The organism is Vibrio sinus (genome assembly GCF_023634645.1).
Classification (GTDB): Bacteria; Pseudomonadota; Gammaproteobacteria; order Enterobacterales; family Vibrionaceae; genus Vibrio; species Vibrio sinus.
On the sequence record NZ_JAMKMR010000027.1, the window covers coordinates 1 to 26,108 of the forward strand.

The 26,108-nt window shown below is 43.5% G+C and carries 27 protein-coding genes; 17 read left to right on the top strand and 10 right to left on the bottom strand.

The genetic code is table 11. The features are described from left to right. The 10 genes from pabC to M9194_RS19410 all read left to right on the top strand — a co-directional run. On the top strand, positions 1 to 818 hold an 818-nt coding region (gene pabC, locus M9194_RS19365), incomplete at its 5' end, for an aminodeoxychorismate lyase (protein ID WP_348772072.1). Further along, positions 815 to 1,831 (top strand): endolytic transglycosylase MltG, encoded by a 1,017-nt coding sequence (mltG, locus tag M9194_RS19370; RefSeq protein WP_250614346.1) that lies wholly within the window; start codon positions 815 to 817, stop codon positions 1,829 to 1,831. The genes pabC and mltG, both read left to right, overlap by 4 nt. Beyond that, a complete protein-coding gene (tmk, locus tag M9194_RS19375; RefSeq protein WP_250614347.1) occupies positions 1,828 to 2,469 on the top strand; it encodes a dTMP kinase in 642 nt (213 codons plus the stop codon). Before mltG ends, tmk begins: the two co-directional genes overlap by 4 nt. After that, complete coding sequence (locus M9194_RS19380; RefSeq protein ID WP_250614348.1) at positions 2,466 to 3,431, top strand: DNA polymerase III subunit delta' C-terminal domain-containing protein; 966 nt, start codon at positions 2,466 to 2,468, stop codon at positions 3,429 to 3,431. The genes tmk and M9194_RS19380 overlap by 4 nt, the downstream gene beginning before the upstream one ends. Continuing rightward, a complete protein-coding gene (locus M9194_RS19385) occupies positions 3,422 to 4,189 on the top strand; it encodes a TatD family hydrolase (RefSeq protein ID WP_250614349.1) in 768 nt (255 codons plus the stop codon). The genes M9194_RS19380 and M9194_RS19385 overlap by 10 nt, the downstream gene beginning before the upstream one ends. Before the next feature lie 451 nt (positions 4,190 to 4,640). Further along, positions 4,641 to 4,802 carry a hypothetical protein gene (locus tag M9194_RS19390; protein WP_250614350.1) on the top strand — a complete coding sequence of 54 codons (162 nt, stop codon included), beginning with the start codon at positions 4,641 to 4,643 and terminating at the stop codon, positions 4,800 to 4,802. After that, positions 4,796 to 6,364 (top strand): PTS transporter subunit EIIC, encoded by a 1,569-nt coding sequence (locus M9194_RS19395; protein ID WP_250614351.1) that lies wholly within the window; start codon positions 4,796 to 4,798, stop codon positions 6,362 to 6,364. Before M9194_RS19390 ends, M9194_RS19395 begins: the two co-directional genes overlap by 7 nt. Positions 6,365 to 6,572: 208 nt before the next feature. Then, complete coding sequence (locus M9194_RS19400; RefSeq protein WP_250614352.1) at positions 6,573 to 7,244, top strand: 2'-5' RNA ligase family protein; 672 nt, start codon at positions 6,573 to 6,575, stop codon at positions 7,242 to 7,244. Positions 7,245 to 7,266: 22 nt separating this feature from the next. After that, a complete protein-coding gene (gene aphA / locus M9194_RS19405) occupies positions 7,267 to 7,980 on the top strand; it encodes an acid phosphatase AphA (RefSeq protein WP_250614353.1) in 714 nt (237 codons plus the stop codon). 192 nt (positions 7,981 to 8,172) lie between these two features. After that, a complete protein-coding gene (locus M9194_RS19410; RefSeq protein ID WP_250614354.1) occupies positions 8,173 to 8,610 on the top strand; it encodes a BLUF domain-containing protein in 438 nt (145 codons plus the stop codon). A gap of 16 nt (positions 8,611 to 8,626) precedes the next feature. Here the strand turns inward: M9194_RS19410 and M9194_RS19415 are convergent, their stop codons facing one another. Continuing rightward, positions 8,627 to 9,385, bottom strand: coding sequence for a substrate-binding periplasmic protein (locus M9194_RS19415; RefSeq protein WP_250614355.1), 759 nt, complete (start codon positions 9,383 to 9,385; stop codon positions 8,627 to 8,629). 140 nt (positions 9,386 to 9,525) lie between these two features. Here M9194_RS19415 and M9194_RS19420 point away from each other — a divergent pair, with 140 nt between their 5' ends. After that, positions 9,526 to 9,810, top strand: coding sequence for a hypothetical protein (locus M9194_RS19420; protein WP_250614356.1), 285 nt, complete (start codon positions 9,526 to 9,528; stop codon positions 9,808 to 9,810). 36 nt (positions 9,811 to 9,846) lie between these two features. Here M9194_RS19420 and M9194_RS19425 read toward each other — a convergent pair whose 3' ends face one another. From M9194_RS19425 to M9194_RS19435, 3 genes are all read right to left on the bottom strand, one after another. Further along, complete coding sequence (locus M9194_RS19425) at positions 9,847 to 9,942, bottom strand: MetS family NSS transporter small subunit (protein WP_250614357.1); 96 nt, start codon at positions 9,940 to 9,942, stop codon at positions 9,847 to 9,849. Between the two features lie 4 nt (positions 9,943 to 9,946). Then, the gene (locus M9194_RS19430) at positions 9,947 to 11,404 is read right to left on the bottom strand and encodes a sodium-dependent transporter (RefSeq protein WP_250614358.1); all 1,458 of its coding nucleotides are present in this window, start codon (positions 11,402 to 11,404) and stop codon (positions 9,947 to 9,949) included. A gap of 464 nt (positions 11,405 to 11,868) precedes the next feature. After that, entirely contained in the window at positions 11,869 to 12,447 is a 579-nt protein-coding gene (locus M9194_RS19435) for a porin family protein (protein WP_431769430.1), read from the bottom strand. A gap of 157 nt (positions 12,448 to 12,604) precedes the next feature. On the opposite strand from M9194_RS19435, the gene M9194_RS19440 reads away from it, so the two are divergent. Next, the gene (locus tag M9194_RS19440) at positions 12,605 to 12,697 is read left to right on the top strand and encodes a YnhF family membrane protein (RefSeq protein WP_250614360.1); all 93 of its coding nucleotides are present in this window, start codon (positions 12,605 to 12,607) and stop codon (positions 12,695 to 12,697) included. 9 nt (positions 12,698 to 12,706) lie between these two features. Further along, positions 12,707 to 13,858 carry a patatin-like phospholipase family protein gene (locus M9194_RS19445; protein ID WP_250614361.1) on the top strand — a complete coding sequence of 384 codons (1,152 nt, stop codon included), beginning with the start codon at positions 12,707 to 12,709 and terminating at the stop codon, positions 13,856 to 13,858. A 10-nt stretch (positions 13,859 to 13,868) separates the two neighbouring features. Here M9194_RS19445 and M9194_RS19450 read toward each other — a convergent pair whose 3' ends face one another. Together M9194_RS19450 and pyk are read right to left on the bottom strand one after the other, a co-directional pair. Then, positions 13,869 to 14,615, bottom strand: coding sequence for a substrate-binding periplasmic protein (locus M9194_RS19450; protein WP_250614362.1), 747 nt, complete (start codon positions 14,613 to 14,615; stop codon positions 13,869 to 13,871). Positions 14,616 to 14,806: 191 nt separating this feature from the next. Next, positions 14,807 to 16,249: a pyruvate kinase gene (gene pyk, locus M9194_RS19455; RefSeq protein ID WP_250614363.1), complete on the bottom strand. Its 1,443-nt coding sequence runs from the start codon at positions 16,247 to 16,249 to the stop codon at positions 14,807 to 14,809. Positions 16,250 to 16,550: 301 nt separating this feature from the next. Between pyk and mlc the strand changes: the two genes are divergently transcribed. Both mlc and M9194_RS19465 read left to right on the top strand, forming a co-directional pair. Next, positions 16,551 to 17,768, top strand: a complete 1,218-nt coding sequence (mlc, locus tag M9194_RS19460; RefSeq protein WP_250614364.1) for a sugar metabolism global transcriptional regulator Mlc — start codon at positions 16,551 to 16,553, stop codon at positions 17,766 to 17,768. Positions 17,769 to 17,928: 160 nt separating this feature from the next. Further along, complete coding sequence (locus M9194_RS19465; protein ID WP_250614365.1) at positions 17,929 to 18,873, top strand: chemotaxis protein CheV; 945 nt, start codon at positions 17,929 to 17,931, stop codon at positions 18,871 to 18,873. A gap of 34 nt (positions 18,874 to 18,907) precedes the next feature. On the opposite strand, the gene M9194_RS19470 is transcribed toward M9194_RS19465, so the two are convergent. The 4 genes from M9194_RS19470 to M9194_RS19485 all read right to left on the bottom strand — a co-directional run bounded on the left by M9194_RS19470 (position 18,908) and on the right by M9194_RS19485 (position 25,161). Then, the gene (locus M9194_RS19470) at positions 18,908 to 22,021 is read right to left on the bottom strand and encodes an error-prone DNA polymerase (RefSeq protein ID WP_431769431.1); all 3,114 of its coding nucleotides are present in this window, start codon (positions 22,019 to 22,021) and stop codon (positions 18,908 to 18,910) included. Continuing rightward, positions 22,005 to 23,423, bottom strand: a complete 1,419-nt coding sequence (locus M9194_RS19475) for a Y-family DNA polymerase (RefSeq protein ID WP_250614366.1) — start codon at positions 23,421 to 23,423, stop codon at positions 22,005 to 22,007. Before M9194_RS19475 ends, M9194_RS19470 begins: the two co-directional genes overlap by 17 nt. Before the next feature lie 2 nt (positions 23,424 to 23,425). Next, a complete protein-coding gene (imuA, locus tag M9194_RS19480) occupies positions 23,426 to 24,088 on the bottom strand; it encodes a translesion DNA synthesis-associated protein ImuA (protein WP_250614367.1) in 663 nt (220 codons plus the stop codon). Positions 24,089 to 24,273: 185 nt separating this feature from the next. After that, positions 24,274 to 25,161 carry a LysR family transcriptional regulator gene (locus M9194_RS19485; RefSeq protein ID WP_250614368.1) on the bottom strand — a complete coding sequence of 296 codons (888 nt, stop codon included), beginning with the start codon at positions 25,159 to 25,161 and terminating at the stop codon, positions 24,274 to 24,276. A gap of 108 nt (positions 25,162 to 25,269) precedes the next feature. Between M9194_RS19485 and M9194_RS19490 the strand changes: the two genes are divergently transcribed. Then, a complete protein-coding gene (locus M9194_RS19490) occupies positions 25,270 to 25,647 on the top strand; it encodes a carboxymuconolactone decarboxylase family protein (RefSeq protein ID WP_250614369.1) in 378 nt (125 codons plus the stop codon). Positions 25,648 to 25,701: 54 nt separating this feature from the next. Beyond that, complete coding sequence (locus M9194_RS19495; RefSeq protein WP_250614370.1) at positions 25,702 to 26,019, top strand: antibiotic biosynthesis monooxygenase family protein; 318 nt, start codon at positions 25,702 to 25,704, stop codon at positions 26,017 to 26,019. The last annotated feature ends 89 nt before the right edge of the window (positions 26,020 to 26,108 follow it).

The window sequence follows — 26,108 nt, forward strand, 5'->3', positions numbered from 1 at the left end:
TTAAGGAGCAGGCAATGTTTTTAATAAATGGTAAATCAATAGAGCATGTTTCTGTCAAAGATCGCTCCTTTCAATATGGCGATGGTTGTTTTACGACAATGCTAGCGTTAGATGGTGCTATTCAGGATTGGCCTTTGCATATTGAGAGAATGGAACGTTGTCTCGACCTACTAGGTATTGAACATCCTAATTGGCATATATTGCGCGAAACTTTAGATAAAATGTCGGCAACATCGGCTAAAGTGGGGTTAAAACTGCATGTCAGCCGAGGAGAAGGTGGGCGAGGTTATAGTCCTACGTCGGTCAGTGCTCCCACTATTACTTTGAGCGAGTTTCCATTCCCTCCGCACTATGAAATCATGCAATCGAATGGCATTGAGTTAGGTGTGTGCGAACAAAGATTAGGCCATAATCCATTACTGGCAGGACATAAACATAACAATCGCTTAGAGCAAGTTTTGCTAAAATCCGAAATGGATAGGAAGGGATATGTTGATGGCCTTACGCTTGATATTGACGGTAACGTCATTGAGTCAACTATGGCCAATGTATTTTGGGTCAAGGATAACCAAGTATATACACCATCATTAGCAAAGTCAGGCGTGGCTGGGGTAATGAGAACAGTAGTACTCGATTTATTACCTGAAATAGGAATCGATGTAATAATTGGCGAATTTGCACTTTCTCATGTGCTTGAAGCAGATGAGCTGTTTTTAACCAATTCACTTCTTCGAGTTGCGCCAATTGTTAAGGTGAATCAGGCTCCGTTTCCTATTGGCAAGATCACGACACGTATTCAGGAGTATTTAAAACAGTGATAAAAAAAATAATCGTTGGGCTGATTCTTTTCATAGCTGTTGCGGCAGGTTCATTTTGGTTTGTGAATGGCCAAGTTAACCAGTACCTTAATCAACCACTGCTTATAGACAGCTCTCAGCTCGTCACGGTTGATAGTGGCACCAATTTAAAAGAAGTATTAAAAGACTTAACGCAGAGGAACTGGATTAGCTCGAGTCCATATGCGCGCATTGTCGATAGATTTAGGCCCGATCTCACTGATATCAAAGCAGGGACTTATGATTTTAAACCGGATGAAACGCTTGGTAAAATTTTAGCGCTTTTAGTCTCTGGTAAAGAACATCAATTTTCTATTACTTTCATTGAAGGCAGTCGCTTCTCCGAATGGATGAAGCAATTAGAAGATACACCTTATATCGAGCATACGCTAAAGGGCATGTCCGAGGCAGATATTGCCGCCAAACTTGGCATAAAAGAGAAAGATTTGGAGGGGCTATTTCTTCCACAAACTTACAACTATACCGCCGGGACTACAGATTTAGAGATATTACGCCGAGCCCATAAAGCATTGTTTAAGCACTTAGACGAGCTATGGAAAGATAGACAAAAAGATTTGCCGATAAAAACGCCATATGATGCATTGATTTTGGCGTCGCTTATCGAAAAAGAAACGGCTATTGAGTCAGAGCGTATCACCATTGCCTCTGTGTTTGTCAATCGCTTAAACAAACACATGAGACTGCAAACTGATCCTACAGTTATTTATGGTATGGGTAGCGCTTATCATGGCAACATCACCAAAAAAGATCTCAGAACGCCCACTCCATATAACACCTATATTATTCGTGGGTTGCCCCCAACCCCTATTGCTATGGCAGGTTTAGCCTCGATCAAGGCAGCACTGCACCCCGGTGAGAGCCCCTACTATTATTTTGTCGCAAGTGGCACTGGCGGGCATGTCTTTTCTAAAACGCTTACGCAGCACAATATCGCCGTTAGGGCGTATTTACGGAAGTTAAGAAGTAACAAATGAATAATGATGCAAAATTTATTGTTGTTGAAGGTCTTGAAGGTGCAGGCAAAAGTACTGCGATGAAGGCGATCAGAGAAACGCTCTCCCAACGAGGTATCGCTCAAGTTGCCACTACTCGTGAACCAGGTGGAACGGTCCTAGCGGAAAAAATGCGTGAATTGGTCAAGCTTGAAATCGAGGCTGAGGCTTTACAAGACATGAGTGAGCTAATGCTAATGTACGCAGCACGTGTTCAACTAGTGGAGACAGTAATAAAACCCGCGCTTGAGGAAGGCAAATGGGTCATAGGTGATAGGCACGACATGTCTTCTCAAGCCTATCAAGGTGGTGGGCGTCAAATTCCTGCTGAGACCATGATGAATTTGAAAGCAATGGCATTAGGTGAGTTTAAGCCGGATTTAACTTTGTACCTCGATATTGACCCAAGTGTGGGCTTGGCCCGAGCAAGAGGGAGAGGTGAGCTTGATAGAATCGAGAAAATGGATCTTAGTTTCTTTCACCGTACCCGAGAAAAGTACCTACAGCTAGCCAAAAACGATGATACGGTCATCACGATTAATGCGGAGCAAAACATCGATCAGGTTGCTGAGGAGATTGCCCAAAAGCTTAACCAATGGCTAGATGTACAAATAGTATGAAGAATGAATTATACCCTTGGCTAGAAGGGGTTTGGAGTCAGTGGAAGCACAACCTAGACATAGACCAATTTTCTAACGTGAGTTTGCTCGTTGGAGCTTCTGGCTTAGGAACCAACGAGCTGGTGAGAAAGCTTTCTCTTGCGATTATGTGCACCAACCAGACGACAGAACCTTGTGGTTATTGCCATAGTTGTAATTTGATGGCATCAAGTACTCATCCTGACTACCACCTGTTTAGGCCTGAGAAAGAGGGGAAAGCGATCAGTGTCGATCAAATTCGTCAGTGTAATAAGTTGGCTCAAGAATCTTCACAGCTTTCTCATGCTCGTTTGATCGTCATTGAATCTGCGCATTCTCTCAACGAATCGGCGGCTAACGCACTGTTGAAAACGCTGGAAAGTGCCCATTCAGGCTGTTTCTTTGTTCTTTTGACAGACAAATTAAATTTGCTGTTGCCGACTATAGTGAGTCGTTGTCAGCAATGGTCAATACCAACCCCATCATCGCAACAAGTTACTGACTGGGTGCAAAAAGAAACCCGAAAAGCATGCCCACAATATGTGGCTCATATTTGCAATTATGAGCCCTTGAAGACACGGGACTTTATCGAAAGTGATCAGCTAGCTCGATATCAAGATATTGAATCCTACTTTCTTAAATATTTACAAGGCGAAGAAAGTTGGTCGAGCACTGTTGCAACGTTGAATAAAGAACCAGAATTAACACTGACTTGGATTTGGTACTTAATTAGTGACGCGCAAAAATGGCATTTCCAGCTGACTGGAGAACAGGCCACACCAGGTAGCGAGCAGCTTAGCGCACTTCGCTCCTATGATTGCTTATATAAAATGAATGTCGCTCTAACTAACTTGATGCAGCAACTCAAATCTAGCTCTGGACTAAATAGCGAGCTACTAATAGCAAATTGGTTAATTGAATACGAAGAGGACACATGTTTGTAGATTCCCACTGCCACTTAGACAAACTTGACTACGATAATCTGCATACTGGTATTGATGATGTGTTGGCTAAGGCAAAGCAAGCCAAGGTAACAGATATTCTTTCTGTTGGCGTCACTCTCGACTCATTTCCCAACATGTTGGAAATGATTGAACCTTATGACAATGTGCATGCTACTTGCGGAGTGCATCCACTTGATGTGAACAGTGACTTTTCTTTAGAGACCCTGCATGAATATGCTCGTAATCCAAAAGTCGTTGCAATCGGTGAAACAGGCTTAGATTACCACTATCAACCGGAAACCGCTGATCTGCAAAAGCTCAGGTTTGAGCAGCACACTAAGCTGGCCGTCGAGCTAAATAAGCCCCTGATTATTCACACCAGAAATGCTCGCGAGGATACGTTAGAAATTTTGAAAACACATCAGGCAGATCGCTGCGGTGGTGTCATTCATTGTTTTACGGAAGATCTGCCATTCGCACAGGCAGCAATGGCACTTGGTTTTTATATCTCTATTTCCGGTATCGTGACGTTTCGCCAAGCAACAGAGCTTAAAGAAGTGGTCAAAGCCTTGCCTCTAGATAGACTTCTTATCGAAACTGACTCTCCCTATTTAGCTCCTGTACCCCACAGAGGAAAACAAAACCAGCCAGCGTATGTGGTCGAAGTCGCTGCCTATATTGCCCAATTGAAAGGCGTGCCCCTGTCTGAAGTTGCATATAAAACCAGCGAAAATTATAAAAATCTTTTTTTTCGATAAAAAATAAATAATGACGAACCAGTAGAAGCTTAAGCGCGTTTTTTGTGACTTAAGTCAATATTAGTTCGTCATTTGACCATGTTTACTAATTCTGTTGAACCGATCAGTAAAAATTTACCAAGATGTAATTTCGTTACATGAAATAACAAATCTGCTGAATTTATTTACGCAATGAAATTAATGATGAATCTAACATAGACTATAAAAAACATAGAGTTATGTTGGAAATGTAATCTGTTTCACTCGATTTTAGACTGTGATCTGTCTTTAGTTTTGAAACTTATTTTCGTAACTGTCTAGAAAGTTAGATTGACGTCAATATATATTTAGAGCCGAAAAATATAATGCAACATCTGGTTACATCGTAATTGAGTACTAATGTTTAGGCTGCGGGGGTGTGCCTTTAGTACTCAAATATTAAAACTCTAAATATTATATCAGGAGCATATACATGAAAGCTTTTTTCGCTAAGCTGTCGCAATCGTTTGGGTTGTTGATGGCCTTGCAATCAGTAGCGGACATTGTTTCGAGTTTTACTCGGCCAACAACACGTTTGATATTGACCTCATTAAATCGAAATAATCAATATAAATGGAGCGCGTTGTCATGGTAGATAAGAAAAATATGTCTGCTGCTGAAGCCATCATTGACGGCTTGGGTGGACCAGGAAATATTAAGTTCATGACGTGCTGTGCGACACGTCTTCGTTTTGAACTTCATGATGGCTCGTTGCCGGATAAAGCAAAACTAGAAGCCATTCCTGAAGTGATGGGTTGTGTGCCACAGTCGGGTGATCGTTATCAAGTTATTATTGGTGGCGCGGTAATGACTGTCTTCAACCAGATTAAAGCACTGCCATCGATGAGCGGTGAAAAAGGTGGCGAAGATAGTGAAGCCAGTAAAGGCGCTGCTCAATCGAATGATGACCTTAAAGAGTCTATCCGTAAAAGCGGTGTACGTGGCAAGGTAGCGTGGATTGATAGCTTCTTCGAATACCTTTCTGACTCATTCCGTCCAATTCTTGGCGTGCTACTTGGTGCATCTTTGATCATCGCTCTTCGGGCGGCATTGAGCTCTTTAGGCATTGTTGACTTTAATGACCCGTCAGCAGGTTGGGTTTTAGTTAACTCTATGTGGCATACGGTGTTCTACTTCTTACCAATCATGATTGCTTACAATGCGTCGAAGAAGCTAAGTGTTGACCCTTGGGTTGGGGCTGCGATCATGGGTGCTTTGATGACACCTGAGTTTGCTAGCTTGAAAAATCTTGCCTCTACTGTAGTCACAAAAAACCCAGTATTAGGTACTGATAGCTACGTGGCGAATATTTTTGGCCACCAAATGATTTGGTACGATTATTCAGGTTCGGTTTTTGTTCCTCTTATCATGGTGGCGGTTCTTGCCTTAGTATACCGTGGACTGAAGAAGATCTTCCCTGAAAACGTGCACATGGTATTCGTGCCATTCTTGTCGCTCGTTATTATGATTCCATTGACAGCCTTCTTCCTTGGTCCACTAGGTGTGACCGCGGGTACTAAATTAGGTGTTGGTCTAGCTTGGATGAACACGCATGCACCTTTCTTATTCGCGATCATTATTCCGATGCTCTACCCATTCTTAGTGCCACTTGGATTGCACTGGCCGCTCAATGCGTTGATGCTATTGAATATCCAGACACTAGGTTACGACTTTATTCAAGGTCCAATGGGGGTATGGAACTTTGCATGTTTCGGTGCAACAGCAGGTGTTCTATTCTTGTCTTGGCGTGAAAAAGACTCTTTGATGCGTCAGACGTCTGTTGGTGCATTGGCTGCGGGTCTATTTGGTGGTATCTCTGAGCCATCTCTATACGGTATTCACCTTCGTTTCAAGAAAGTGTATTCACGTATGCTTCCAGGTTGTTTCATTGGCGGTGTAGTGATTGCGGTTCTTGGCTCGCTAACCACGCACACTGTTATGCATAATGGCGCGGCGGTAACCGCTAGCGGCGTAACGACCAAAGCATTTGCCTTTACATCACTGCTTACTATACCGGTATTTAGCCCGATGTGGATCTATGCAATATCAATCTTGGTCGCATTCCTAGTACCTTTCTTCCTTATCGTGTTCTTGGACTATCGTACCGATGAAGAAAAAGCAGCAGCGAAGGCCCGAATCAAGGCTGAGTCTAACTAAACTAAGTTAGGTCACGAATTTAAGCCAGCAAACCATTGCTGGCTTTTTTGATCTCACCATTTAAGTACAGAGACTATGTGGTATACAAAGTAATCAAACTGATGGATTGGTGATTATAGTTAGCAGACTTTGTGCTTGAGTTAACAGTATTAATTTTATGAATGGATACTATTTCGCGTTCTGTTTTGCTTTGTAATGGAAGATGAGAATGATGAAAAAAATATGTCTGTTCATAGCACTGCTTCTTTTGGCTTCTACTCAAGCAGTGGCAAAAAATATCAGCTATAACGTTTTCCTAATTCCCTCTGGTGAGGTTGACCAAACCGTAAAGACAATCAGTCAGCAGTTAAAAGGTGAACAGTTACACTCCCTCTATAGCCAGCATTATTTACCCCATATCACGCTTTATCTAACTGAATATCCAAAAGATAATCTAGCGGCAATTAAGAGCAAGGTAGCGCAGCTTGCATCTCAGTTGAAGCCGTTTGATATCACCCTAGGTAGTATCAAACAGACCAAAGGTAATTGGCTGATGCTCAATGTGAAAAATAATCAGCCACTTCAACACCTAGCCGACTTAGTCACTGTTGAACTAGCGCCACTAAGAGCAACCGACCCTAAGCTGCCAAGCTGGGTTTTAGACTATCCCGAAAAGTTGGCGAGCTTTAAGCGTTACGGTAGCCCAAATGTTTTCACCAATTTTGATCCTCACATCACTTTGTTGCCACGAAGTGATGCTGAGTCTCTGAATCGTTTTATGCAAAAGTATGGCAATCAATTTAAGCCAGTCACCGTTCAGGTGAAGGGGATTGGAATTGCTGAAACAAATGCGAACGGTCAAGCCAAGCATGAGCTGGCTGAATATTTTTTTGCCAAGTAAATTTACATAGGAACGTCAATTTATGACTAAAACCAAGCTGTTGCTAAGTACCTTAGCGTTAGCCATTACCAGTACAGTGGTGTCATTGCCTGCACAAGCAGAGGCGAATAACATCAACCCAGGTGTGACAATCAATCAACTGAGTCATCGCCAACCTATTCATTGGGTATCGGTAGAACAAATTGCGGCGAGCTTGAAAGGTAAGCCGCCAATGAATGTTGGATTTGATGTTGACGATACGGTGCTGTTTTCTAGCCCTGCGTTTTTCCATGGCAAGCAAGTGTTCTCACCAAACAGTAATGATTATCTGAAGAACCCTAAGTTCTGGGATGAAGTGAGCAACGGGTGGGACAAATTCTCGATACCAAAAGAGTCGGCGCGGGCTTTAATCGAGATGCACTTAAAACGCGGCGATCATATCTACTTCATTACTGGTCGTCCTAAGCCGTCGTCAGGACATGAAGAGCTGACAGAAATTATACAGAAAGACTTCAATATTCCGGCTAAGCAAATGTCACCGGTTATGTTTTCCGGCCCGAGTCACGGCGCGAAAGTATCCTATATCAAGGATAATCATATCAAACTGTACTATGGGGACTCAGACGGAGACATTCTCGATGCGAGAGCCGCTGGTGCTCAAGCGATCCGAGTTCTGCGACCGAGTAATTCGACCAACCGCCCAATGCCACACAACGGCTCACTGGGAGAGCGAGTATTAGTCAATTCAGAATACTAATTCTTACTTGTAATGAAGTGACGAGTTGGCTCAGATATTTTGCAGTAAAAGCAGCAGGTTTTGCTGCTTTTTGCGTTGTATGACTTGAGTTAATCCCAATTCACCTCTCAAATCGTGATGCGTTATTTTTTACAATGCCATTAGTTGCATTACATTTGTTTAAAGGATGAGGAAACAAGAGAGGGTTGTTCGATGGATAAACTTATTCACTTGATTTATGTCAGTACGGCCACACAAGAGATGTCCCAAGAGCAGATTTATGAATTATTTACCAAAGCAAGCCTAAACAATCAGACGAAAGAAATAACAGGATTGCTACTCCATATTGATGGGAGTTTTTTGCAAATATTGGAGGGGGAACAAGAGAAGGTGACGTCATTATATCAAGAGATTACAAAAGACGAGCGTCATACACATTCTAAAAAAGTATTGTTTGAAGAGATAGAAGAAAGGGGGTTTGCCAACTGGTCGATGGGATTTGCTGGTGTAACACGAGAAGAGTTGCGCTTAATCGACGGGTTAAATGACTTCTTTGTCGGCGGCACAGTACTACAAGATTTAAGCGAAGAAAAAGTGCTCAAGGTGTTGAGTGCATTTAAAGAAGGTCGATGGCGGGAGAAGATTCAATAGCTTCTCAAGGGCTTCTTTATTGTGGCCAGTTTCGCACTCCTTTGCCTAAGTAGCGTTCGACGATGCCATGTAATGTTCCATCTTTTAGCATTGTTTGAATGGTTTCTGTCACTTTGGGGGACAGTTCACTACCTTGACCAAGTTTTGAAAAACCGAGATAACTCGGCTCTTGTATAAGGTGCCTTAAAATTTTTATATCACTCGCGCTACCCCCAACTTTCGGCAGTAGTGAATAGACGACCGCATCATTATCGATAAGAATGTTACAACGCTGGCGAAGAAACTTTTTCAAGTTGAGTGTCGAAGAGTTGGCTAGGTCAATCTTGGTCAGAACTTTGTCTGCAATTGCCGCATCAACTTGTTTACCCGCGCTATAGCCTCTCACCAAACAAAACGTAAATCCAGAAAGGGCATTGATATCGCTGTTGGAGCTAATGGTTGAGTCGCCCGGTACAAACATCGCCATGCTTTCATACACAACCGGTAAGTCCGGGTAACGGCTGAACTGTTGCCTTTCTGCCGTTTTGAACATAGGAAATAGGGCATCTACTTCGCCAGTTTGCATGCCCCGCATTGCTCTGGCCCAAGGCATAATCAGTATTTCATGTTCAACATCAAGTCGTGACATGATCTCACTAACAATATCTACGGCAAAACCTTTTGGCTTATTGTCTTCTAAATAGGTAAAGGGAGGGTAAGGCAAGCTGGCAATTTTGAGGGGTTGTGCCTGAGCCTGAAAGAAGAATATAGAGAAAATAATGAGTAATAAGCGCATGAGCTACCCCTGAATTGATATTTTTAACATTAGGAGAGAGTGGACAGGAGATCCAGTATCGACGCCGACGGTGACTTTTACTTACTCACTGTTAGTTTTCTCCTACTATTAACTCATAGCCATCAGTTTGTGAGAGTGGAATGCAATACGACGTCACCATCATTGTGCATATTTTGAATAACCAAAAATACTTAGTCGGTTACAGAGAAATGCGGCTGCCTTTTGCCCCATTTATTGGTATGTCGATACAAAGTGAGTCAGTGGATTTTGGGGCTCTGGATACGGTGACGTGGATAGAACTTGAGAGTCGATTTAGTTGCACGATCAGTTACGAGAGAGCACACAGCCCAGATGATTTAGAGTATATTCTTAATGAAGCAAGCTCCATGGGGTACAAGTGGGTCGAGCAGGAGAAAGCCACATGAATCACGAGGTGAAACATGTGGCTGTACTGTTAAAAATTATTGTTTGTTCATCGCTTTTCTAAGGCAGAAGGCTGCGCCGCCCCATGTAATCCCTAAGCCTAGAACCATCATAAATATTGCACCTGCAGTCATCTTTCTAGAACTCCTTTTTACTGGTCATATTAATAAATATACTCACGACAAACAGAGCACCGATGAGTACCCAGCCGAGCGTTAAGTCGTATCCGCCATAGCCTTTGGTAAATAGCGTAAAGAACTTAGAGGCGACAATGATGGCTAAGATGATTGGTGTGATAAAACGTAGGCATACATCAAACCAAGTACTGATATTAAAGTCAGAAATGTTATTGACGTAATCACGCACATCCGCAATTTTAAATAGCCAGGCCATCAGGATAACCTCTACTAAGCAGCTTGTGACTATGCCCACGTTATTGGCAAAGTGATCCACTAAATCAAGAAGTAATAGGCCGCCATTTGTAGCAAATGCCATGGAGATAATAAATCCAAGGCCGATGGCAATATTAGCGGCTTTTTTGCGGCTCCAACCAAGTTTGTCAATGATTGAACTGGTTACCGCTTCCATGATGGAGATATGGGAGCTTAAGCCTGCCACGACAAGAGCTAGGAAAAAGAGTGGCCCGAGTATATAGGGAGCTGGCAATAGGTTAATGGCTGCGGGTAGGGTGACGAACGCCAAGCCTACGCCTGAGGTGACCACATCCGTAATCGGCTTATCTTGAGCGTGAGCCATGTATCCTAAGACGGAAAAGATCATGATGCCCGCCAAAATAGAGAAGCCACAGTTAATCAAAACGGTCATGAAAGCGTTGTTACTGATATCGGATTTGGCTGGTAAGTAGCTGGAATAAGCGATCATGATGGCAAAGCCGATACTTAGGGTGAAGAATATTTGTCCGTAGGCAGCCGCCCATACTTTCACATCCCAAATTTTGCTGAAATCGGGTTTGAACATGTAGTTCACCCCTTCAACCGCGCCAGGCAGCATAATCATGCGGCCGATGAGTACCAATACCATAATGAATAAAATAGGCATCATGACCTTAGAGGCCTTTTCAATACCTGATTTTACCCCGCCTACAATCGCTGCATATGTCACTGCCCATGCAATGAGCATAGAAAACGCGATATTCCATTGTATTGAGCCGAGGTGGGTAGGAGAGTTATCACCCAGTGCTAAATACTCCTTGAAGAAAAAGGAGTTGGTGTCTTGTCCCCAACTTTGGGTAAACGACATACCAAAGTAGGAAATAGCCCAGCCTATCACCGCCACATAGTAGACAGCGATGGTGGCCGCTATACCAACTTGAAACCAACCAAGCCACTGAAACTTGGAGTGAATATGCGCTAGAGTTTTTGGTGCCGAGCCTCTGTATTTGTGCCCCATGCTGAACTCTAAGATCATAAAGGGAATACCAGCGGTAATCATTGCAAATAGGTAAGGGATGAAGAATGCACCGCCTCCATTATCATAAGCCATGTATGGAAAGCGCCAGATGTTACCTAAGCCAATAGCAGAGCCTACTGCCGCAAGTATAAATCCGGCGCGAGATCCCCATTGTTCGCGACTCATATGTTAACTCCTGTATGGTAAAAGTAGTTGAGCTTTGTAACGTATAAATTAGTAGGGTGTTTTTCATACAATTAAACTGGTTTCCTACCGTTGTTATTGTATTTTATTCAGCTAAATTCGATTTTTTTGAAATTAAATCCCAAAAATCACGCTAAAGCTCAGGGTATTGTTCTGAATTATTCTTCTCATTCGCATCTTAGCCGAGATATTCAGCTAATAGCCCAAAAAAGATACATAGTTGTAGTAAAGAGCGCAATAAGTGACTGATGTTGCTTTCTTGTTAATGTGATTGGCTTTTGTAGTTAAACCGAATGGAGCTAGCAGCTAAACACACTCTTATTGATAAACTTAGAGTTATATACTGTTAACTGATTAATCCGCAATACAAAGGTCTAAATATCACTAAATATGTAAAATTTAGATGAATGTTCTATTTGTACGCTTTTTGTACACTAATTTAACAATTAAAAGGTGAGAGTCAGACCTAAATTCGTAGAGTATTGGTTGACCCAGTCTGTTTTAAACTGCACAACGCAGCTATTTGATGAGGAGGTGCATGCACCAGTCGCTTGCCCATCGACACTGGTTCCTAACCAACGTAGCTGCCCGTTAAGGTACAGGTTTTTCAGCATTCGGTATTCAAATCCACCAAAAATGCTTGCTGAGAAGCCATAGTCCCTCATCCAATCAGTATCGACGTAGGAACCACCAATCCCAAGCCCCATATAGCTATAGACATCTTTATTTAATTCGTAATGTAGGCTGCTTTGAAAGTGTAAGTAATTCATTTTGACATCGACACTGAGTTGCTTGACCTTGCTACTCTGATAGGCATAGAAAAAACCAATGCGGCCATCGTCAAAGTCACTCTCGATGCTGACTGCACCACTTTCAGAACCTCTGATTCGATAGTCAGTCCCATCTTGATCTTTTACTTCCCCTCCCGCGGTATAGCCAACCCAGGGAGTGATATAAATATCAGCCAAGCTAGTGAAACTGGCGAAAGCGCTACTTAGTAAAATGAGCCTAACTCTTTGCTTCATATTCAGATTCCCCAAGTCGTATTGGGTATAAGTGTGATAGCAACATCAGAATCTAGCATGAAAAAAACTCGAGAATTGAAGATACCTCACATAGATGTTATTAAACAGATGTTATTAATTTGTTATGTAAACAAACCATACAGAGGTGGAGGTACATATGGAGAAAGAACTAAAATATGCGATTATCGTTAGCGTTTTGACTTTAGCGTATTTGTCGAGCTTCGGTATTATTGCAATCACGACCAACTAATAGGGATTTATGGATAATAGCGGAATCATTACTAACGCTGCTTCCGCCGTCGATTTAGATCGACTAGGGAAATATACCGGAGGAAAAATTACTCTTGTTGCCCAAGGAGGTGGGCAGAGAGGCATATTTACCTCTGGTGTGCTTGACGCCTTTATTCTCTCCGAATTTGATCCATTTCATGAATTTTATGGCACGTCCGCTGGTGCATTGAATTTATGCGGATTTTTTTCTCGTCAACATGGCTTAGGCCGATCGTTCATTTTGGATCTCACTACCTCATCTGATTTCTTCAATCTATTTCGCTATATTCGGAAAAAGCAGTTTCTTGGCTTAGACTGGGCATTGAATACCTTGTGTGAGTTTCCCTATCAACTTGATATTGATCTAGGTCGGAAAAAGCTTGGGCAACGGCGGGCGTTTGCGGCTGTGACCCATGCTCACTCTTATCGCGACCACTACTTTCCCATTTTTCGCGAAGATTGGCACAATATTATGATTGCGACGTGTGCTATTCCTCGCCTATACAACCAGTCTGTTGAACTTGATGGGGCTGAATACGTTGATGGTGGAGTGTCAGCTGCGATCCCTGTGCAGCAGGCATGGCGTCAAGGAGCGCGGTGTATTGTTGTTATCCGCACCGAAGGGCAGGATATTGATGATGATTGCGAGGTCAAAGAAATGTCAGTCCCGAATACCGAGATGGAATGGTTTAGAGACTCTTTCAGTAGCATCCAAGAGCAGTGGTCACAGAAGGTCCAACAATGGAAATCAGATTGGAACAGTTTCTTCTACCAGCAGGTTGAACGTTCTAAGCAACAGAAGAAGGATCATATTCACTTGGAGTCTCTCAATGGGGGACGATGGTTATTTGGTGCAGACGACGTCTATAGAGTCAGTCATCTACTAGGGGAAAAGTTTGATTCAGGTTTGGCGGATATGCTAATGGTGCATTACCAAACGTACTCATTAACCCAGGACTTTCTCAACGCTCCGCCAGATGATTGCTTTATTGTTCAGATAAAACCAGAAGGGCCTTTGCGCTCTAGCTCATTGATGAGTAAAGAAGAAAACCTACTGCATGATTATGAAATGGGCTTGGATGCTGGTAAGCGATTTGTTGAAGCGTTTAATTCTATATTCAAAGGGGAGCACCATGGGTGAGCCCGTATGGTTACTGTGATTTCTCTATACGATCAAGGTATTGGGACATAATTTTGTCCACATCTATTTTCTTGATTCCTTGATCAACGATATCTTTCCATTTTCTTCCTACTTTATCGTTCGAAAAAGCAATGAATAGTTTCTTGTCATTCAACATTCTTTCATTCATTTTCAGTAGGTTCTTTTGTTTTTTAAGCGTGTTATCGGTATTAACCAAATACGCAAAAACGTTACTGTCGATGACTGCTAGACGGATTCGCTTTTCAGCGACCTTATGTAAATTTTGTGTATCTCTAATGACTGCTTCGACTTTGATTTCTCCACTAGCAATCATATCATCTAATTCTTTCGTGTTAACGTAGCCACTAATCACTCCAAGCTTTACCGCTTTCAAGTCTTGCAAACTCGACCACATAAACGGTGTTGATTTGTGTTCAACAAGGCCTAATGGACCTGTGCCGATCGGCAGTGAAAAAATAACCTCTTCTGATTCGAAATAATATTCTGGAAAGTAACCCGCATATTTAGGTTGAGTTTTTGCAAGCATCACCGTACGTTGCCAAGGGTAGAACTCAACACGCAATTCATGCCCCATGGCTTCTACTGCCGCCTTTACAACCATGACGCTTGCCCCTTGATGAATAAGATTTGAGCCAGTGTATGGTGGCCACTCTAGTGAAGTTAACGTCAGCATATCGGCTCGCACAAACTGGAGTGGCAGCATAAGAAAATATAAGAGCGTCAGTGTTGTTTTCATGTGGATGAATACATATCGGTCCATTATTAATAAAATAATAGATTATAAATGGGCGCACTAAAGCTTCTCTATTCTATTGCCTTTGTATCCTTCAGCAAACCAAGGTAATCACCGACAAAGCCAAACAAAAAACGTACACGGACAACGATATGTCGGCGGTTGTTACACAATCGAGGTTTGGGACCTCACCGTTAAGCCGATAAAATCCTCATACAGTTCGTTGAACCAATGACATCCATTATGTCACCTTGAGTGATGATCACTAGATCTCCTGCATCCAGTAATCCTTTATTTTTTAACGTGTCGACAGCGGCTTGCGCGGTAGGCAGCCCGGCATCACCGGTGTAGTGAAAATAAACGGGCGAAACGCCTCGATATAATGTACTTAACTCTAAAGTACTTTCGTTTCGGGATAAGGCAAATATCGGTAAACCCGAACTCAGGCGGGACATCATTAATGCGGTTCTGCCTGACTCTGTCAATGTAATCATTGCCTTGACCCCTTTCATATGGTTTGCGGCAAACATGGTTGACATGGCTACCGTTTCTTCTCCCGTTTCAAAAGTACGATCGAGTCGGTAGGTCGAGCGGTTGATGGCAGACATCTTTTCAGCGCCAAGGCAAACTTCAGCCATAGATTTAACGGTTTCGACAGGGAACTGACCGGCGGCTGTTTCTCCCGAAAGCATGACGGCATCGGTACCATCTAACACGGCATTGGCAACGTCCATGACTTCTGCTCGTGTTGGCACTGCATTTTCTATCATTGACTCCATCATTTGGGTCGCGGTGATGACCGTTCTATTGAGGCTTCTTGCACGTCGAATTAATTGCTTTTGAACACCGATTAACTCTGGGTCACCGATTTCTACTCCTAAGTCTCCACGAGCCACCATTACCGCATCCGAGGCCATGATGATCTCATCAATGTTTTCGACACACTCAACGGTTTCCGCTCGTTCAACTTTTGCGACCAGCTTTGCCTCTAATCCTGCATCTCTAGCCAGACGCCTAGCATACTTCATATCTTCGCCATTGCGTGGGAAAGATACCGCTAAATAACTCACGTTGATTTCGGCAGCGAGTAAGATATCGGCTTTATCTTTGTCTGTCAGCGCGTCGGCCGATAAGCCGCCCCCTTTTTTGTTGATGCCTTTGTTGTTGGACAATATGCCACCCATCGTGACGCGGGTATGCACTTTATCGCCTTCGACAGACGTCACTTTGAGCTGAATCCGGCCATCATCGAGCAGCAGCAAATCGTTAGGTGAAACGTCATTAGGCAACGCTTTGTAATCTATACCTACCGCTTCTTGATCGCCTTGTCCATCTTCAAGTGCGGCATCTAGGACAAAGGCATCGCCCACATTTAGGCATACTTTTCCTTCTTTGAAAGTAGAAACTCTAATTTTGGGGCCCTGTAAATCGCCTAGGATAGCCACGTGTGTCCCCAGCTTGGCGGCGATGGTTTTGACTTTTTGCGCTCTGTGTTTGTGTTCTTCAGGTTTACCATGAGAAAAATTGAGTCTGACTACGTTGGCTCCAGCGGCAATTATTTGCTCCAAATTATCGTCTTTATCTGTCGAAGGGCCGAGGGTCGCAACAATTTTTGTGCGTCTTAAAGTTGATGTCATGATGGCGTCCTAAGTTCCTGATTGGCTCTGGTAAGTATAAGCAAAGTATAGGAATTTAAGTCACAAAGTCTGAGATTTTTGTGTGGTTTTGACGTTAGGCCCCACAAGGGAGCGTCTGTCATAAGATGTTCATTGTTGTGAATTATATTTTAAATAAATGTAATCTCGCTGACCTATACTCACTCAAATTTGGAATTGTATCGCTATATCCGTGACCATGGTCACGATGGCATATCAAATCACTTCACAATTAGTTCGCAAAGTAAAAAAATCACCGGGTTGTTGAATTTCGGAGTACGCAATGTACATGGCTCATCCAGGCCATATTGACCATATTAAACAGGTCAATGCTGGTCGTGTGTATAAACTCATAGACCAAAAAGGTCCCATTTCTCGTATTGATCTCTCCAAGGAAAGTGAGTTAGCACCTGCGAGTATTACTAAAATTACCAGGGAGCTTATTGCCGCGCACCTTATCCATGAAACTGTTGTTCAAGAGGCGGTGAGCCGAGGGCGTCCGGCGGTTGGATTGCAAGTGAATAATTTGGGCTGGCAGTTTTTGTCGTTGCGTTTGGGTAGAGGCTACTTAACGATAGCGTTGCACGAGCTTGGTGGCGATGTATTAATTGATACTAAAATTGATATTCACGAAATTGATCAAGACGATGTACTCGAACGTTTATTACATGAAATTGATGAGTTTTTTCAAACATATGCTGATCAATTAGAACGGGTGACCAGCATCGCGATTACCTTACCAGGCTTGGTGAATTCTGAGCAGGGAATGGTGCTGGAGATGCCGCATTATGACGTGAAAAATCTCGCCTTAGGCCCTGAGATATTCAAAGCAACTGGGCTACCTGTGTTTGTTGCTAACGATACCCGAGCATGGGCGTTAGCTGAAAGCTTGTTTGGACACTCTCAAGACACCGACAACTCAATTTTAATTTCGATTCACCATGGACTGGGTGCAGGTGTTATCTTGGACGGACAGATTCTTCAGGGTCGATTTGGCAATATTGGTGAGTTGGGACACATTCAAATCGATCCTAAAGGCAAGCGGTGTCACTGTGGGAATATCGGCTGCCTTGAAACAGTTGCAAGCTCACAAGCGATTCGAGACGAGGTATTTGATCGTATAGAAAAAGGCGAAGATTCCATTTTAAAAGGCATGGGGGATATTACTGTTGAAGGGATATGTGAAGCCGCTGATGGCGGTGACCCACTCGCAGTAGAAATTATTATGGAGTTAGGCCATTACCTTGGTACGGCGATTTCTATTGTCGTCAATTTGTTTAACCCAGACAAAATTTTAGTGGGCGGGGTGATCAATCAGGCAAAAGAGATTTTGTATCCACAGATACTTAAATGCATCAGAAATCAAACTCAGCCTTCTTACCACCAGAACCTCGATATTGTTGAATCTCGTTTTTATAAGCAAGCGACCATGCCCGGTGCTGCTTTGGTGAAGCAGGCCCTATACGATGGACGACTTTTGATGCGGTTGGCTGAGGGGTAAACCGCAAACGCTATTTTGCGTTCAAAGTGATATTCGATAGCGGGTATTCGATTAAATTTTGAGTAAATGGTCAATACACCTTAACTATTCAACTAATTTTTTGTCTTAGCGGCTCGCTATAGGCTATTTTAGATATAGAAAAGATTTTGTGAGAATCCTTATGTCTGGAGTGTTGAATACCGTTGATCAGCGTACTAACCTCGTCGGTGAGAACCGACTTGAGTTGCTATTGTTTAGTCTCAACAGTACGCAGATTTTTGCTATTAATGTCTTTAAAGTTAAAGAAGTCATTAAGTTACCTCCATTGACTAAAATGCCAGGATCTCACCACCACATTACCGGCGTTGCCTCTCTTCGAGGTAACCCTGTTCCAGTCATTGATTTAAGGGGCGCGATTGGGTTCCCACCTTCTCGGCTTGAAAATCAAGAAGAAAACTTGATCATCACTGAATATAACCGATCAGTCCAAGGTTTTTTGGTTGGTCAGGTGCGTAATATCGTCAATACGACTTGGACAGAAATACAGCCTCCACCTAAAACGTCAGGGCGTTCAAACTATTTAACGGCGATTACCCAGATCACAGAGGACGATATCATGCATATTGTCGAGATCATTGATGTGGAAAAAGTGCTGGCTGAAATCGTCGATTATGACGTGTCAATTTCCGAAGGGGTATTGGACGAAGGCTTAAGCCACCAAATGATGGGGAGAAATGTGCTCATTGTTGATGATTCATCAACGGCTCGAGCACAGGTTAAAGGTACCCTGTCGCAGTTGGGTCTAAACATCATTGAATGTCGGGACGGATTGGAAGCACTGACCTTGCTAAAATCTTGGTGTGATGAAGGGAAAAAAGTCACCGATGAATTGTTGTTGATGATTACCGATGCTGAGATGCCGGAAATGGATGGCTATAAGTTGACGTATGAAATTCGCAATGATAACCGGATGAGTGATTTACATATTGTACTCAATACCTCTTTAAGCGGTAGTTTCAATGAAGCTATGGTCGAGAAAGTCGGCTGTAATGATTTTATTTCAAAATTCCAACCTGATCTTCTTGTTGGCGCAGTACAAGAATGCTTGCGTAAACAAGTTCCCTAGCGACTATAAAGCTAGCGATGGTCGCTGTTTACATTTAGTGAAAATCTCGCGAGCGACTTGCCAGCGTATCTAAATAATGTGTGAGATCGGTTAGCCGACCCGCAATCACATGCGTCACTTCACCTTCTCGTTCTAGTATGCCTTGTACTTTTAATATTTTGGCGGTCATATAGGCTTTTTTCTGGGCTCTAGCGGTCGCTTTCCATACCACCACGTTAATGTTGCCTGTGTCGTCTTCTAAGGTGAAAAAGGTGACCCCTGCTGCTGTACCTGGAGACTGCTTGCCAGTCACGACTCCTACCACGGTTACCATCGAGCGATGATTTTTTTCAGTGAGTTGGTTCATTCGAGTAAAACGCCCGAGTGGGTAGGTTTCATCAAGTATCTGGATGGGGTGTTTTTCTAGTGAAAGCCCTATAGTGGCATAGTCCTCAAGTAAGTTGTCCATTTCTGAAGGGAAGCGGAGGAAAGGGCTGGCTGACGCATTCTGTGACTTAAATAGCGGCAATTCGGTTAGGGAGTCCATCATAGACCATCTTGCTTGGTAGCGATCTAAGCCTAAGCAACGCATAGCGCCTGCGGATGCGAGCTTTTCTATCTCATGGCTATTTAAGCTAATATGTTTTAGCTCGCTCGGATGTTGGTAGCCACGCTGAGGCCTTGCTTGCAGTAGCTTTTGGCTGGACTCTTGACTCAGGCCTTTTATTCTTCTTAGTCCAAGCTGAATGGCAAACTTGTGGTTGTGTCGTACAACATGGTGATCGTATTGTGAACGATTGATGCAGACAGGTAAGACAGTAATATGATGCCGACGTGCATCTTGCACCAGCTGAGATGCGCTGTAGAACCCCATTGGTAGACTGTTGAGAAGGCAAGTATAAAAAATGTGTGGGTAGTAATATTTGATCCAAGCTGAACAGTAGGCCAAGACAGCAAAAGAAGCCGAATGACTCTCTGGGAAGCCATATTCACCAAAACCACATATTTGATCGAAGATGCGCTCAGCAAACTCTAATTCGTAGCCACGCTCTAGCATGCCATTAATAAGCTTAGATTTAAACTTCGCCAGATCACCAGTTTTCTTCCACGCAGCCATTGCTCGGCGGAGTTGATCGGCCTCACCACCACTAAAACCTGCAGCCACCATCGCGAGTTTAATCACTTGCTCTTGAAAAATAGGCACACCCAAAGTTCGTGAAAGGACGGCTTTAACCGCTTCAGAAGGATAAGTAACAGGCTCTATTCCATCCCGCCTTTTTAGAAAAGGGTGGACCATATCACCTTGAATGGGGCCAGGGCGGACAATGGCAATTTGGATAACTAGGTCGTAGTAATGGGCGGGTTTGAGGCGCGGTAGCATGCTCATTTGTGCCCGTGACTCAATTTGGAATACGCCAATGGTGTCGGCTTTTTGAATCATCCGATACACATTAGGATCATCTTGTCTTCGGGTGATTTCAGCAATCGATAATCGCTCACCATGGTGCTCCTCGATGAGAGAAAAGCATTTGCGAATGGCGCTGAGCATACCCAATGCGAGTACATCCACTTTGAGTAAAGAGAGACTTTCCAGATCGTCTTTATCCCATTGAATGACAGTTCGCTCTGCCATTGTAGCGTTTTCTACTGGGACTAACTCATACAAAGGCCCCGCTGAGATGACAAAGCCTCCAACGTGCTGTGACAGATGTCTAGGGAACCCCATGATTTCGTGAACTAAGCCTATTAACTGTTTTCCCTTTAAGGACTCTGGTTGAATCCCTAAGTCGGTTAGCTGGTGAGCCCAGTGATCGCTTCTATCGCGGCGGTTGACATTTTTGATAAAAAAGCTGAGCTGCTCTTCAGCGATACCTAACGCTTTTCCAACTTCTCTTAGTGCACTTTTAAAACGATAAGTGATGACGGTTGCCGCCAAGGCCGCCCGCTCTCTGCCGTATTTTTGATAGATGTATTGGATGACTTCTTCTCGTCGTTCATGTTCGAAATCGACATCAATATCGGGCGGTTCGTTACGTTCTTTGCTAATGAAGCGTTCAAATAAGACGGAAATCTGCCTAGGGTCGACAGCGGTGATCTCTAGGCAGTAGCACACCACAGAGTTAGCCGCAGAGCCTCGGCCTTGATAGAGAATGCCTTGGCGCTTAGCAAACATAACAATGTCGTGAATTGTGAGAAAATAAAACGGATAGTCCAGCTCTTCAATAAGAGCCAGCTCCTTCTCAATGGTTTGTAAAATATCTGGCGGTACACCTTGAGGAAAGCGCTGTTGTTTGCCTTGTTCAACCAAGCGGCGTAAATAGCCCATTGGTGTTTCGCCATCAGGAATCAGCTCACTGGGGTATTCATAACGAAGCTCACCTAGGTGAAAGTCGCATTGCTGAGCAATGACTAAGCTCTCTTTAAGCCATTCTGATTTAAAGAGCTTGCTTAATTTATGTATAGGCCGAAGGCTGCGCTCTGAGTTGGTGAGTAGATGAGGGCCGATGTTGTCGACAGACTCACCGAGTCGAATAGCAGTGAGCACATGCTGAAGAGGTAAACGCTCTGGTGAGTGCATCAATACTCCTCCACAAGCACATATGGGCAGTGAAAGCTCTTTCGCTATCGTTTGGCAGTGATGGAGATATTCATATTCAGAGCGGTTTAAGTGGCGCTGTATCCCCAACCATAACCTCTGCTGGTGATATTGAACTAGCCAGTTTCCCCAGCGGATATCAGACGCTTGATGACAAGGTAGCCAAAGGATAAAACAATGTTGTATGGACATGAGGTCCCATTCTGATAATTGATATTGCCCTTTTTCTGCACGTCGACGAGCATTGGTAATGATACGGCACAGCTCTGCATACGCCGCTCTATTGGGACACAATAAAATCACTTGGCACTCTGGGTTTAGCCAGAACATACTGCCGATAATTTGCTTAATGGGAAGCTGGTGCTCTTTAATCGCAGTGTGTGCACGAACAACGCCAGCCAGTGAGCATTCATCAGTAATGGCCAGCGCACGATAGCCGAGTTGATTGGCTTGGATGACCAATTCTTCGGCATGGGAAGCCCCTGTTAAAAAAGAAAAGTTACTTTGACAGAAAAGCTCAGCGTACAGTGTGTTGTTGTTCATTGTGCTTGTGTTATTAGCTGAAGTGTCCATGCACATACCATTGCTGATTTTTTGTGCGAAAAACCCATAGCCATTGGCCAGAGTGATTGCGAGCGATAAAGTAGTCTCGGGCGATATTGCTTCCATCCCACCACCCGGTCACAATTCGTTCTGGCCCTTGAATGATTTGAATGCTTTCCTTTATTTTTTGTGGGGCTGGTAATAGAAAACTGGGTCGCAGACATCGAATGCTGTCATGTTTAGCCGCGAGCCGCTTTGGCGTAGTCAAAGACATTGGGCTGTAAAAGTGTGTAGCATGCTCTGGCCTAGGATCACCGCTTAGGCCAAGTTTTTTTACTCTATCAGGACCGAGCTTTGCTTGCAGGTATGAAATCAGCGCCAATTCGTCTTGCTGGCCTTGGCGTTTAGAAAACAGATCGGCATTATTGGTTTGCTTCTCGCCTGTGCGAGTGGCGCACAATGTTAAACCTTGGATAGGGTGAGTTAGAGTGAGAGATTCTAGAGAAAGTTGACACAGTGTTAGCCATTGAGAGGCTTGACTTTCACCACACGCAGAAGTGAAGGCTAACTCATGGTGTTCTGCATCCCTTAAGTGTAAAGAAAGCTTAAGCTCGTAAGCGACCAGACTTCTAGGCTTGAGGAACTGCTCTAGTCGATGAAGTAATTTCTCCAATGGCTTTTCTAACCATTGTACATTCTCAATATCAAATAGCATCTCCAAATGGCTTTCAAAGTGCTCTGGTGGCGAGTAAAAGTCGATAAGGTGCTTAAATTGCCCGGTGAGTCTTCCTATGTAATTGATCAGGTCGATATTAAATCGCTGAGCAATATCGGCTAGAGGAATGGCAAGAAGATCGCCGATCGTTTTGACTCCGAGCCGTTGAAGAAGCTCAAGGTGTGCACTGGAAATATCAGCGGATGAAATTGGCTGACACTTAAGTGAATATAACATAGACGACTTTTCATACATTAGCTGGTCAGTCGCCGATTGGGCTAAGAGCTGAGCGGAGAGTGGGGAAAACCCTGTCGAAAAATGATAAGTGATATTAAAGAGAGCAAGAGAAGATCTGACCGCTTGCCAATAATTATCTAAACCTTGATAGAGCGTGAGCATATCCGTGACTTTTAATAACAGCCCGTTTGGTGGCATCAGCATCATATCTGCTGTGGTTAGGTATAAGTGCTGAGCAATGCTCTCCAGAGCCGTTGTTTCGGTGAGTTTGTCATAAGGATGCACCTTGAGATCCGAACAAAGAGCGGCAGAGCTTCCTAACCCCATTGCTAGTTGTAGTCCTTGCTCTTTGGCAGAGGCGTTCATTTGTACAATACAGTGTGTTTTTTCATCGACAATCGCCATAGGCTGATCGCAGTGTTCAGAAAACAAGCTCTCGAGTTGTAGTCTAGGAAAATGTAAGTAGAGCCATAACTGCATAACTACCCCAGCTTTCGAAGGTGTGTTGAGAGAGTGGGGGAACGTAGCGGCATCGTGAAGGTATTCATAGGAATAATAAATCGACTTTGCGGCCAGCCTCCTCGCCGTTTAGTGATAGCGACTTCTAAACCATTTAAGTGCGGCAGTAGCGTCATACTCAAACTTACGGGTAATGAGAAGGTGTAGTGGTTTTTTGCTTTAAATAAAAAGTGCAGGCAGTTCCTTTGCTCACTGGCTACCTGAAGGCGCTTAGCATGGTGAACATCAAGTTTGTCTTGCCAGAGTAAAACATGACTACAAGCACCACTTTTCAAGCACTGTTCAGCGGCCCAGAGAGCATCTTTAGCACATTTAGGGTAAACAAGGAGCACATTGGCAAGATTGATACCATCAGAGTATAAACTTTCAGCACACAATTTGCCCGGAGGCTGGATCAGCACGATGCTTCTACCACTACTGTGCCTTTTGATATGCGGCCACAATAATCTCAGCTCACCAATCCCGTGAGTTGTTTTAATCTCAATAACACCTGAAGTGGGAAAACCACCGCCGATCCGATCATCCAGTGATCGAAAGCCTGTTGATAGGCACTCAGTAGAGGCCTGAGAGTGAGATCCCTGCCAGATCAATTGTTTAGATTTAAGTTGATTGATGAGTTCATGCATGACAAGTTACCTGTATATATATACAGTATAAATGGCATAAAAAAGGATTCAATAGCGGAGAGAGAAAATGATCTCCGCCGGGACGATAACACTAGGACTAGGAAACAAAGTTATCTTATAAAATCAGGAAGTTTCTCGGCATAGGTTGAGAGTAAAAAATGACAAATTAACCTCCCGATGCTTTCTCACTCCATATTACCTTTAGCCATTAGTTCGGCCATAAAATCGATAAACACCTGCGTTTTCTTATGAAGGTATTGTTTTGATGGGTAGACAGCAAACATATCAAACTCGGTATTCGTACACTCTTGCAAAATGGGGATTAACTTTCCTGTACGTAACTCGCTATGCACGGAAAAAGTGGGCAAGTACGCAATACCTAAGCCGCTGGATGCCAACTGACATAAATCCATACTGCTATCGACGGATATGTTTCCATTGATAGGGATAGAACGAATGTTCCCTTTAATGTGAAAGTTCCAGATTCGCTCGGTGTTATCAAGGTGATCTAGGCAGTTATGGTTTTGCAGCTCTTCAAGGTTATTTGGTGTACCAAATAGAGATAAATAGCTTGGAGCGGCACAAAGGACCTTTCGCCAAGTGGCAATTTTTTTGTAGTAATACGACACGTTGGGCAGTGGTCCGCAGTGCAGTATACAGCTGAAACCGTTATCTAATAGGTTAAGCAGGTGGTTACCATTAACGATTTGTATGTGGAGAGCGGGGTATTTTTTCAAGAATTGATGAAGGTTGGCGCTGACAAAGCGGTTGCTGATAGAAACGGGTAACCCCACCTTTAAATGGCCGCTAACTTGTTCATTACTCGTTCTAATATCATCTTCTAATGTTTTTAGTGACAGCAAAATATCGTGGACCGAGTCGTAATATCTCTGCCCTGAGTCTGTAATGGTGAGCTGTCGTGTGGTCCTTTCAAATAAACGAGTGTTCAAGCGTTGTTCTAAGCGAGCTAAGCGTCTAGTCACAATAGAGGGGGATACGTGCAGATCTTTGGCCGCTTTGCTTAAGTTTTGTTGTTTTACGATAGTGCAGAACACTTCTATATCATTCAGCATCAGTTTTTAATTGCATATCTTGAAAAAGTGTATTGATGATAATGCTTATTCTTAAATTTTTGTCAATAGATACAATGGGTTCTCAGAGTTAATCAGTAGGGGAACATCATGGATAAAGCACGTTATGAATTGGGCCAAAAGACTTTAAAAGCCATTCACGGAGGCCATGTTGGTGAAGCAATGGTCAATGAGCTCAGCGAAGTTTGCCCAGAGTTTGTTGATATGACCATAGAATGGGGATTTGGAGAGATAGCAAGCAGAACCGGGATTGATCTAAAAACACGTGAGCTCGTGATTATTGCTTCATGTGTGACACTTGGCCATGCTATGCCTCAGCTAGCTGCTCATATCGAAGCGGCCTTAAAAGTAGGCTGTACAAAACAAGAAATTGTGGAAGTGCTTCTGCAAATGGGGATTTATGCGGGAATGGCTAACGCCAGCAATGCCTTTAGAGTCGCCAAGGATGTATTTGACCAACAACAATAAGTACACTAGTGCCAGAACACTCTGGCACTTTAACCTTTATTATGGAGATTGACCATGTCTCAAATCGCTGAAACACCTAAGCCCCCATACTATGCTGTGATCTTCACTTCTGAAACCACTCATGATCTTGCTGGTTACGAACAAATGGCAGAAAAAATGGTTGAGCTAGCCTTAGAGCAGCCGGGGTTTTTAGGCATAGAATCCGCCAGAGAAGAAGTTGGCATCACGGTTTCTTATTGGTCTGATCTTGATTCTATCAAGCAATGGAAAGCCAATGCCGAGCACAAGCTTGCCCAGCAGGTAGGAAGGGAAAAATGGTATTCGGCCTATAAAACCCGAGTGTGTAAGGTTGAGCGTGATTATGGTGTTTAGAGGTTGATTTGTTAAGCATGGGAGTCGCTCTATCGGATTTCAGTTCGAGCTGTAAGATGGTGGCCTTTTGGTCAAGGCTGATCAAACAG

Excerpts from the sequence above, each read along its gene's own strand:
- tmk (WP_250614347.1), top strand. The coding sequence starts at position 1,828 with ATGAATAATGATGCAAAATTTATTGTTGTTGAAGGTCTTGAAGGTGCA.
- M9194_RS19380 (WP_250614348.1), top strand. The coding sequence starts at position 2,466 with ATGAAGAATGAATTATACCCTTGGCTAGAAGGGGTTTGGAGTCAGTGG.
- M9194_RS19385 (WP_250614349.1), top strand. The coding sequence starts at position 3,422 with ATGTTTGTAGATTCCCACTGCCACTTAGACAAACTTGACTACGATAAT.
- M9194_RS19390 (WP_250614350.1), top strand. The coding sequence starts at position 4,641 with ATGAAAGCTTTTTTCGCTAAGCTGTCGCAATCGTTTGGGTTGTTGATG.
- M9194_RS19395 (WP_250614351.1), top strand. The coding sequence starts at position 4,796 with ATGGTAGATAAGAAAAATATGTCTGCTGCTGAAGCCATCATTGACGGC.
- M9194_RS19400 (WP_250614352.1), top strand. The coding sequence starts at position 6,573 with ATGATGAAAAAAATATGTCTGTTCATAGCACTGCTTCTTTTGGCTTCT.
- aphA (WP_250614353.1), top strand. The coding sequence starts at position 7,267 with ATGACTAAAACCAAGCTGTTGCTAAGTACCTTAGCGTTAGCCATTACC.
- M9194_RS19410 (WP_250614354.1), top strand. The coding sequence starts at position 8,173 with ATGGATAAACTTATTCACTTGATTTATGTCAGTACGGCCACACAAGAG.
- M9194_RS19415 (WP_250614355.1), bottom strand. The coding sequence starts at position 9,385 with ATGCGCTTATTACTCATTATTTTCTCTATATTCTTCTTTCAGGCTCAG.
- M9194_RS19420 (WP_250614356.1), top strand. The coding sequence starts at position 9,526 with ATGCAATACGACGTCACCATCATTGTGCATATTTTGAATAACCAAAAA.
- M9194_RS19425 (WP_250614357.1), bottom strand. The coding sequence starts at position 9,942 with ATGACTGCAGGTGCAATATTTATGATGGTTCTAGGCTTAGGGATTACA.
- M9194_RS19430 (WP_250614358.1), bottom strand. The coding sequence starts at position 11,404 with ATGAGTCGCGAACAATGGGGATCTCGCGCCGGATTTATACTTGCGGCA.
- M9194_RS19435 (WP_431769430.1), bottom strand. The coding sequence starts at position 12,447 with ATGAAGCAAAGAGTTAGGCTCATTTTACTAAGTAGCGCTTTCGCCAGT.
- M9194_RS19440 (WP_250614360.1), top strand. The coding sequence starts at position 12,605 with ATGGAGAAAGAACTAAAATATGCGATTATCGTTAGCGTTTTGACTTTA.
- M9194_RS19445 (WP_250614361.1), top strand. The coding sequence starts at position 12,707 with ATGGATAATAGCGGAATCATTACTAACGCTGCTTCCGCCGTCGATTTA.
- M9194_RS19450 (WP_250614362.1), bottom strand. The coding sequence starts at position 14,615 with ATGAAAACAACACTGACGCTCTTATATTTTCTTATGCTGCCACTCCAG.
- pyk (WP_250614363.1), bottom strand. The coding sequence starts at position 16,249 with ATGACATCAACTTTAAGACGCACAAAAATTGTTGCGACCCTCGGCCCT.
- mlc (WP_250614364.1), top strand. The coding sequence starts at position 16,551 with ATGTACATGGCTCATCCAGGCCATATTGACCATATTAAACAGGTCAAT.
- M9194_RS19465 (WP_250614365.1), top strand. The coding sequence starts at position 17,929 with ATGTCTGGAGTGTTGAATACCGTTGATCAGCGTACTAACCTCGTCGGT.
- M9194_RS19470 (WP_431769431.1), bottom strand. The coding sequence starts at position 22,021 with ATGGACACTTCAGCTAATAACACAAGCACAATGAACAACAACACACTG.
- M9194_RS19475 (WP_250614366.1), bottom strand. The coding sequence starts at position 23,423 with ATGCAGTTATGGCTCTACTTACATTTTCCTAGACTACAACTCGAGAGC.
- imuA (WP_250614367.1), bottom strand. The coding sequence starts at position 24,088 with ATGCATGAACTCATCAATCAACTTAAATCTAAACAATTGATCTGGCAG.
- M9194_RS19485 (WP_250614368.1), bottom strand. The coding sequence starts at position 25,161 with ATGCTGAATGATATAGAAGTGTTCTGCACTATCGTAAAACAACAAAAC.
- M9194_RS19490 (WP_250614369.1), top strand. The coding sequence starts at position 25,270 with ATGGATAAAGCACGTTATGAATTGGGCCAAAAGACTTTAAAAGCCATT.
- M9194_RS19495 (WP_250614370.1), top strand. The coding sequence starts at position 25,702 with ATGTCTCAAATCGCTGAAACACCTAAGCCCCCATACTATGCTGTGATC.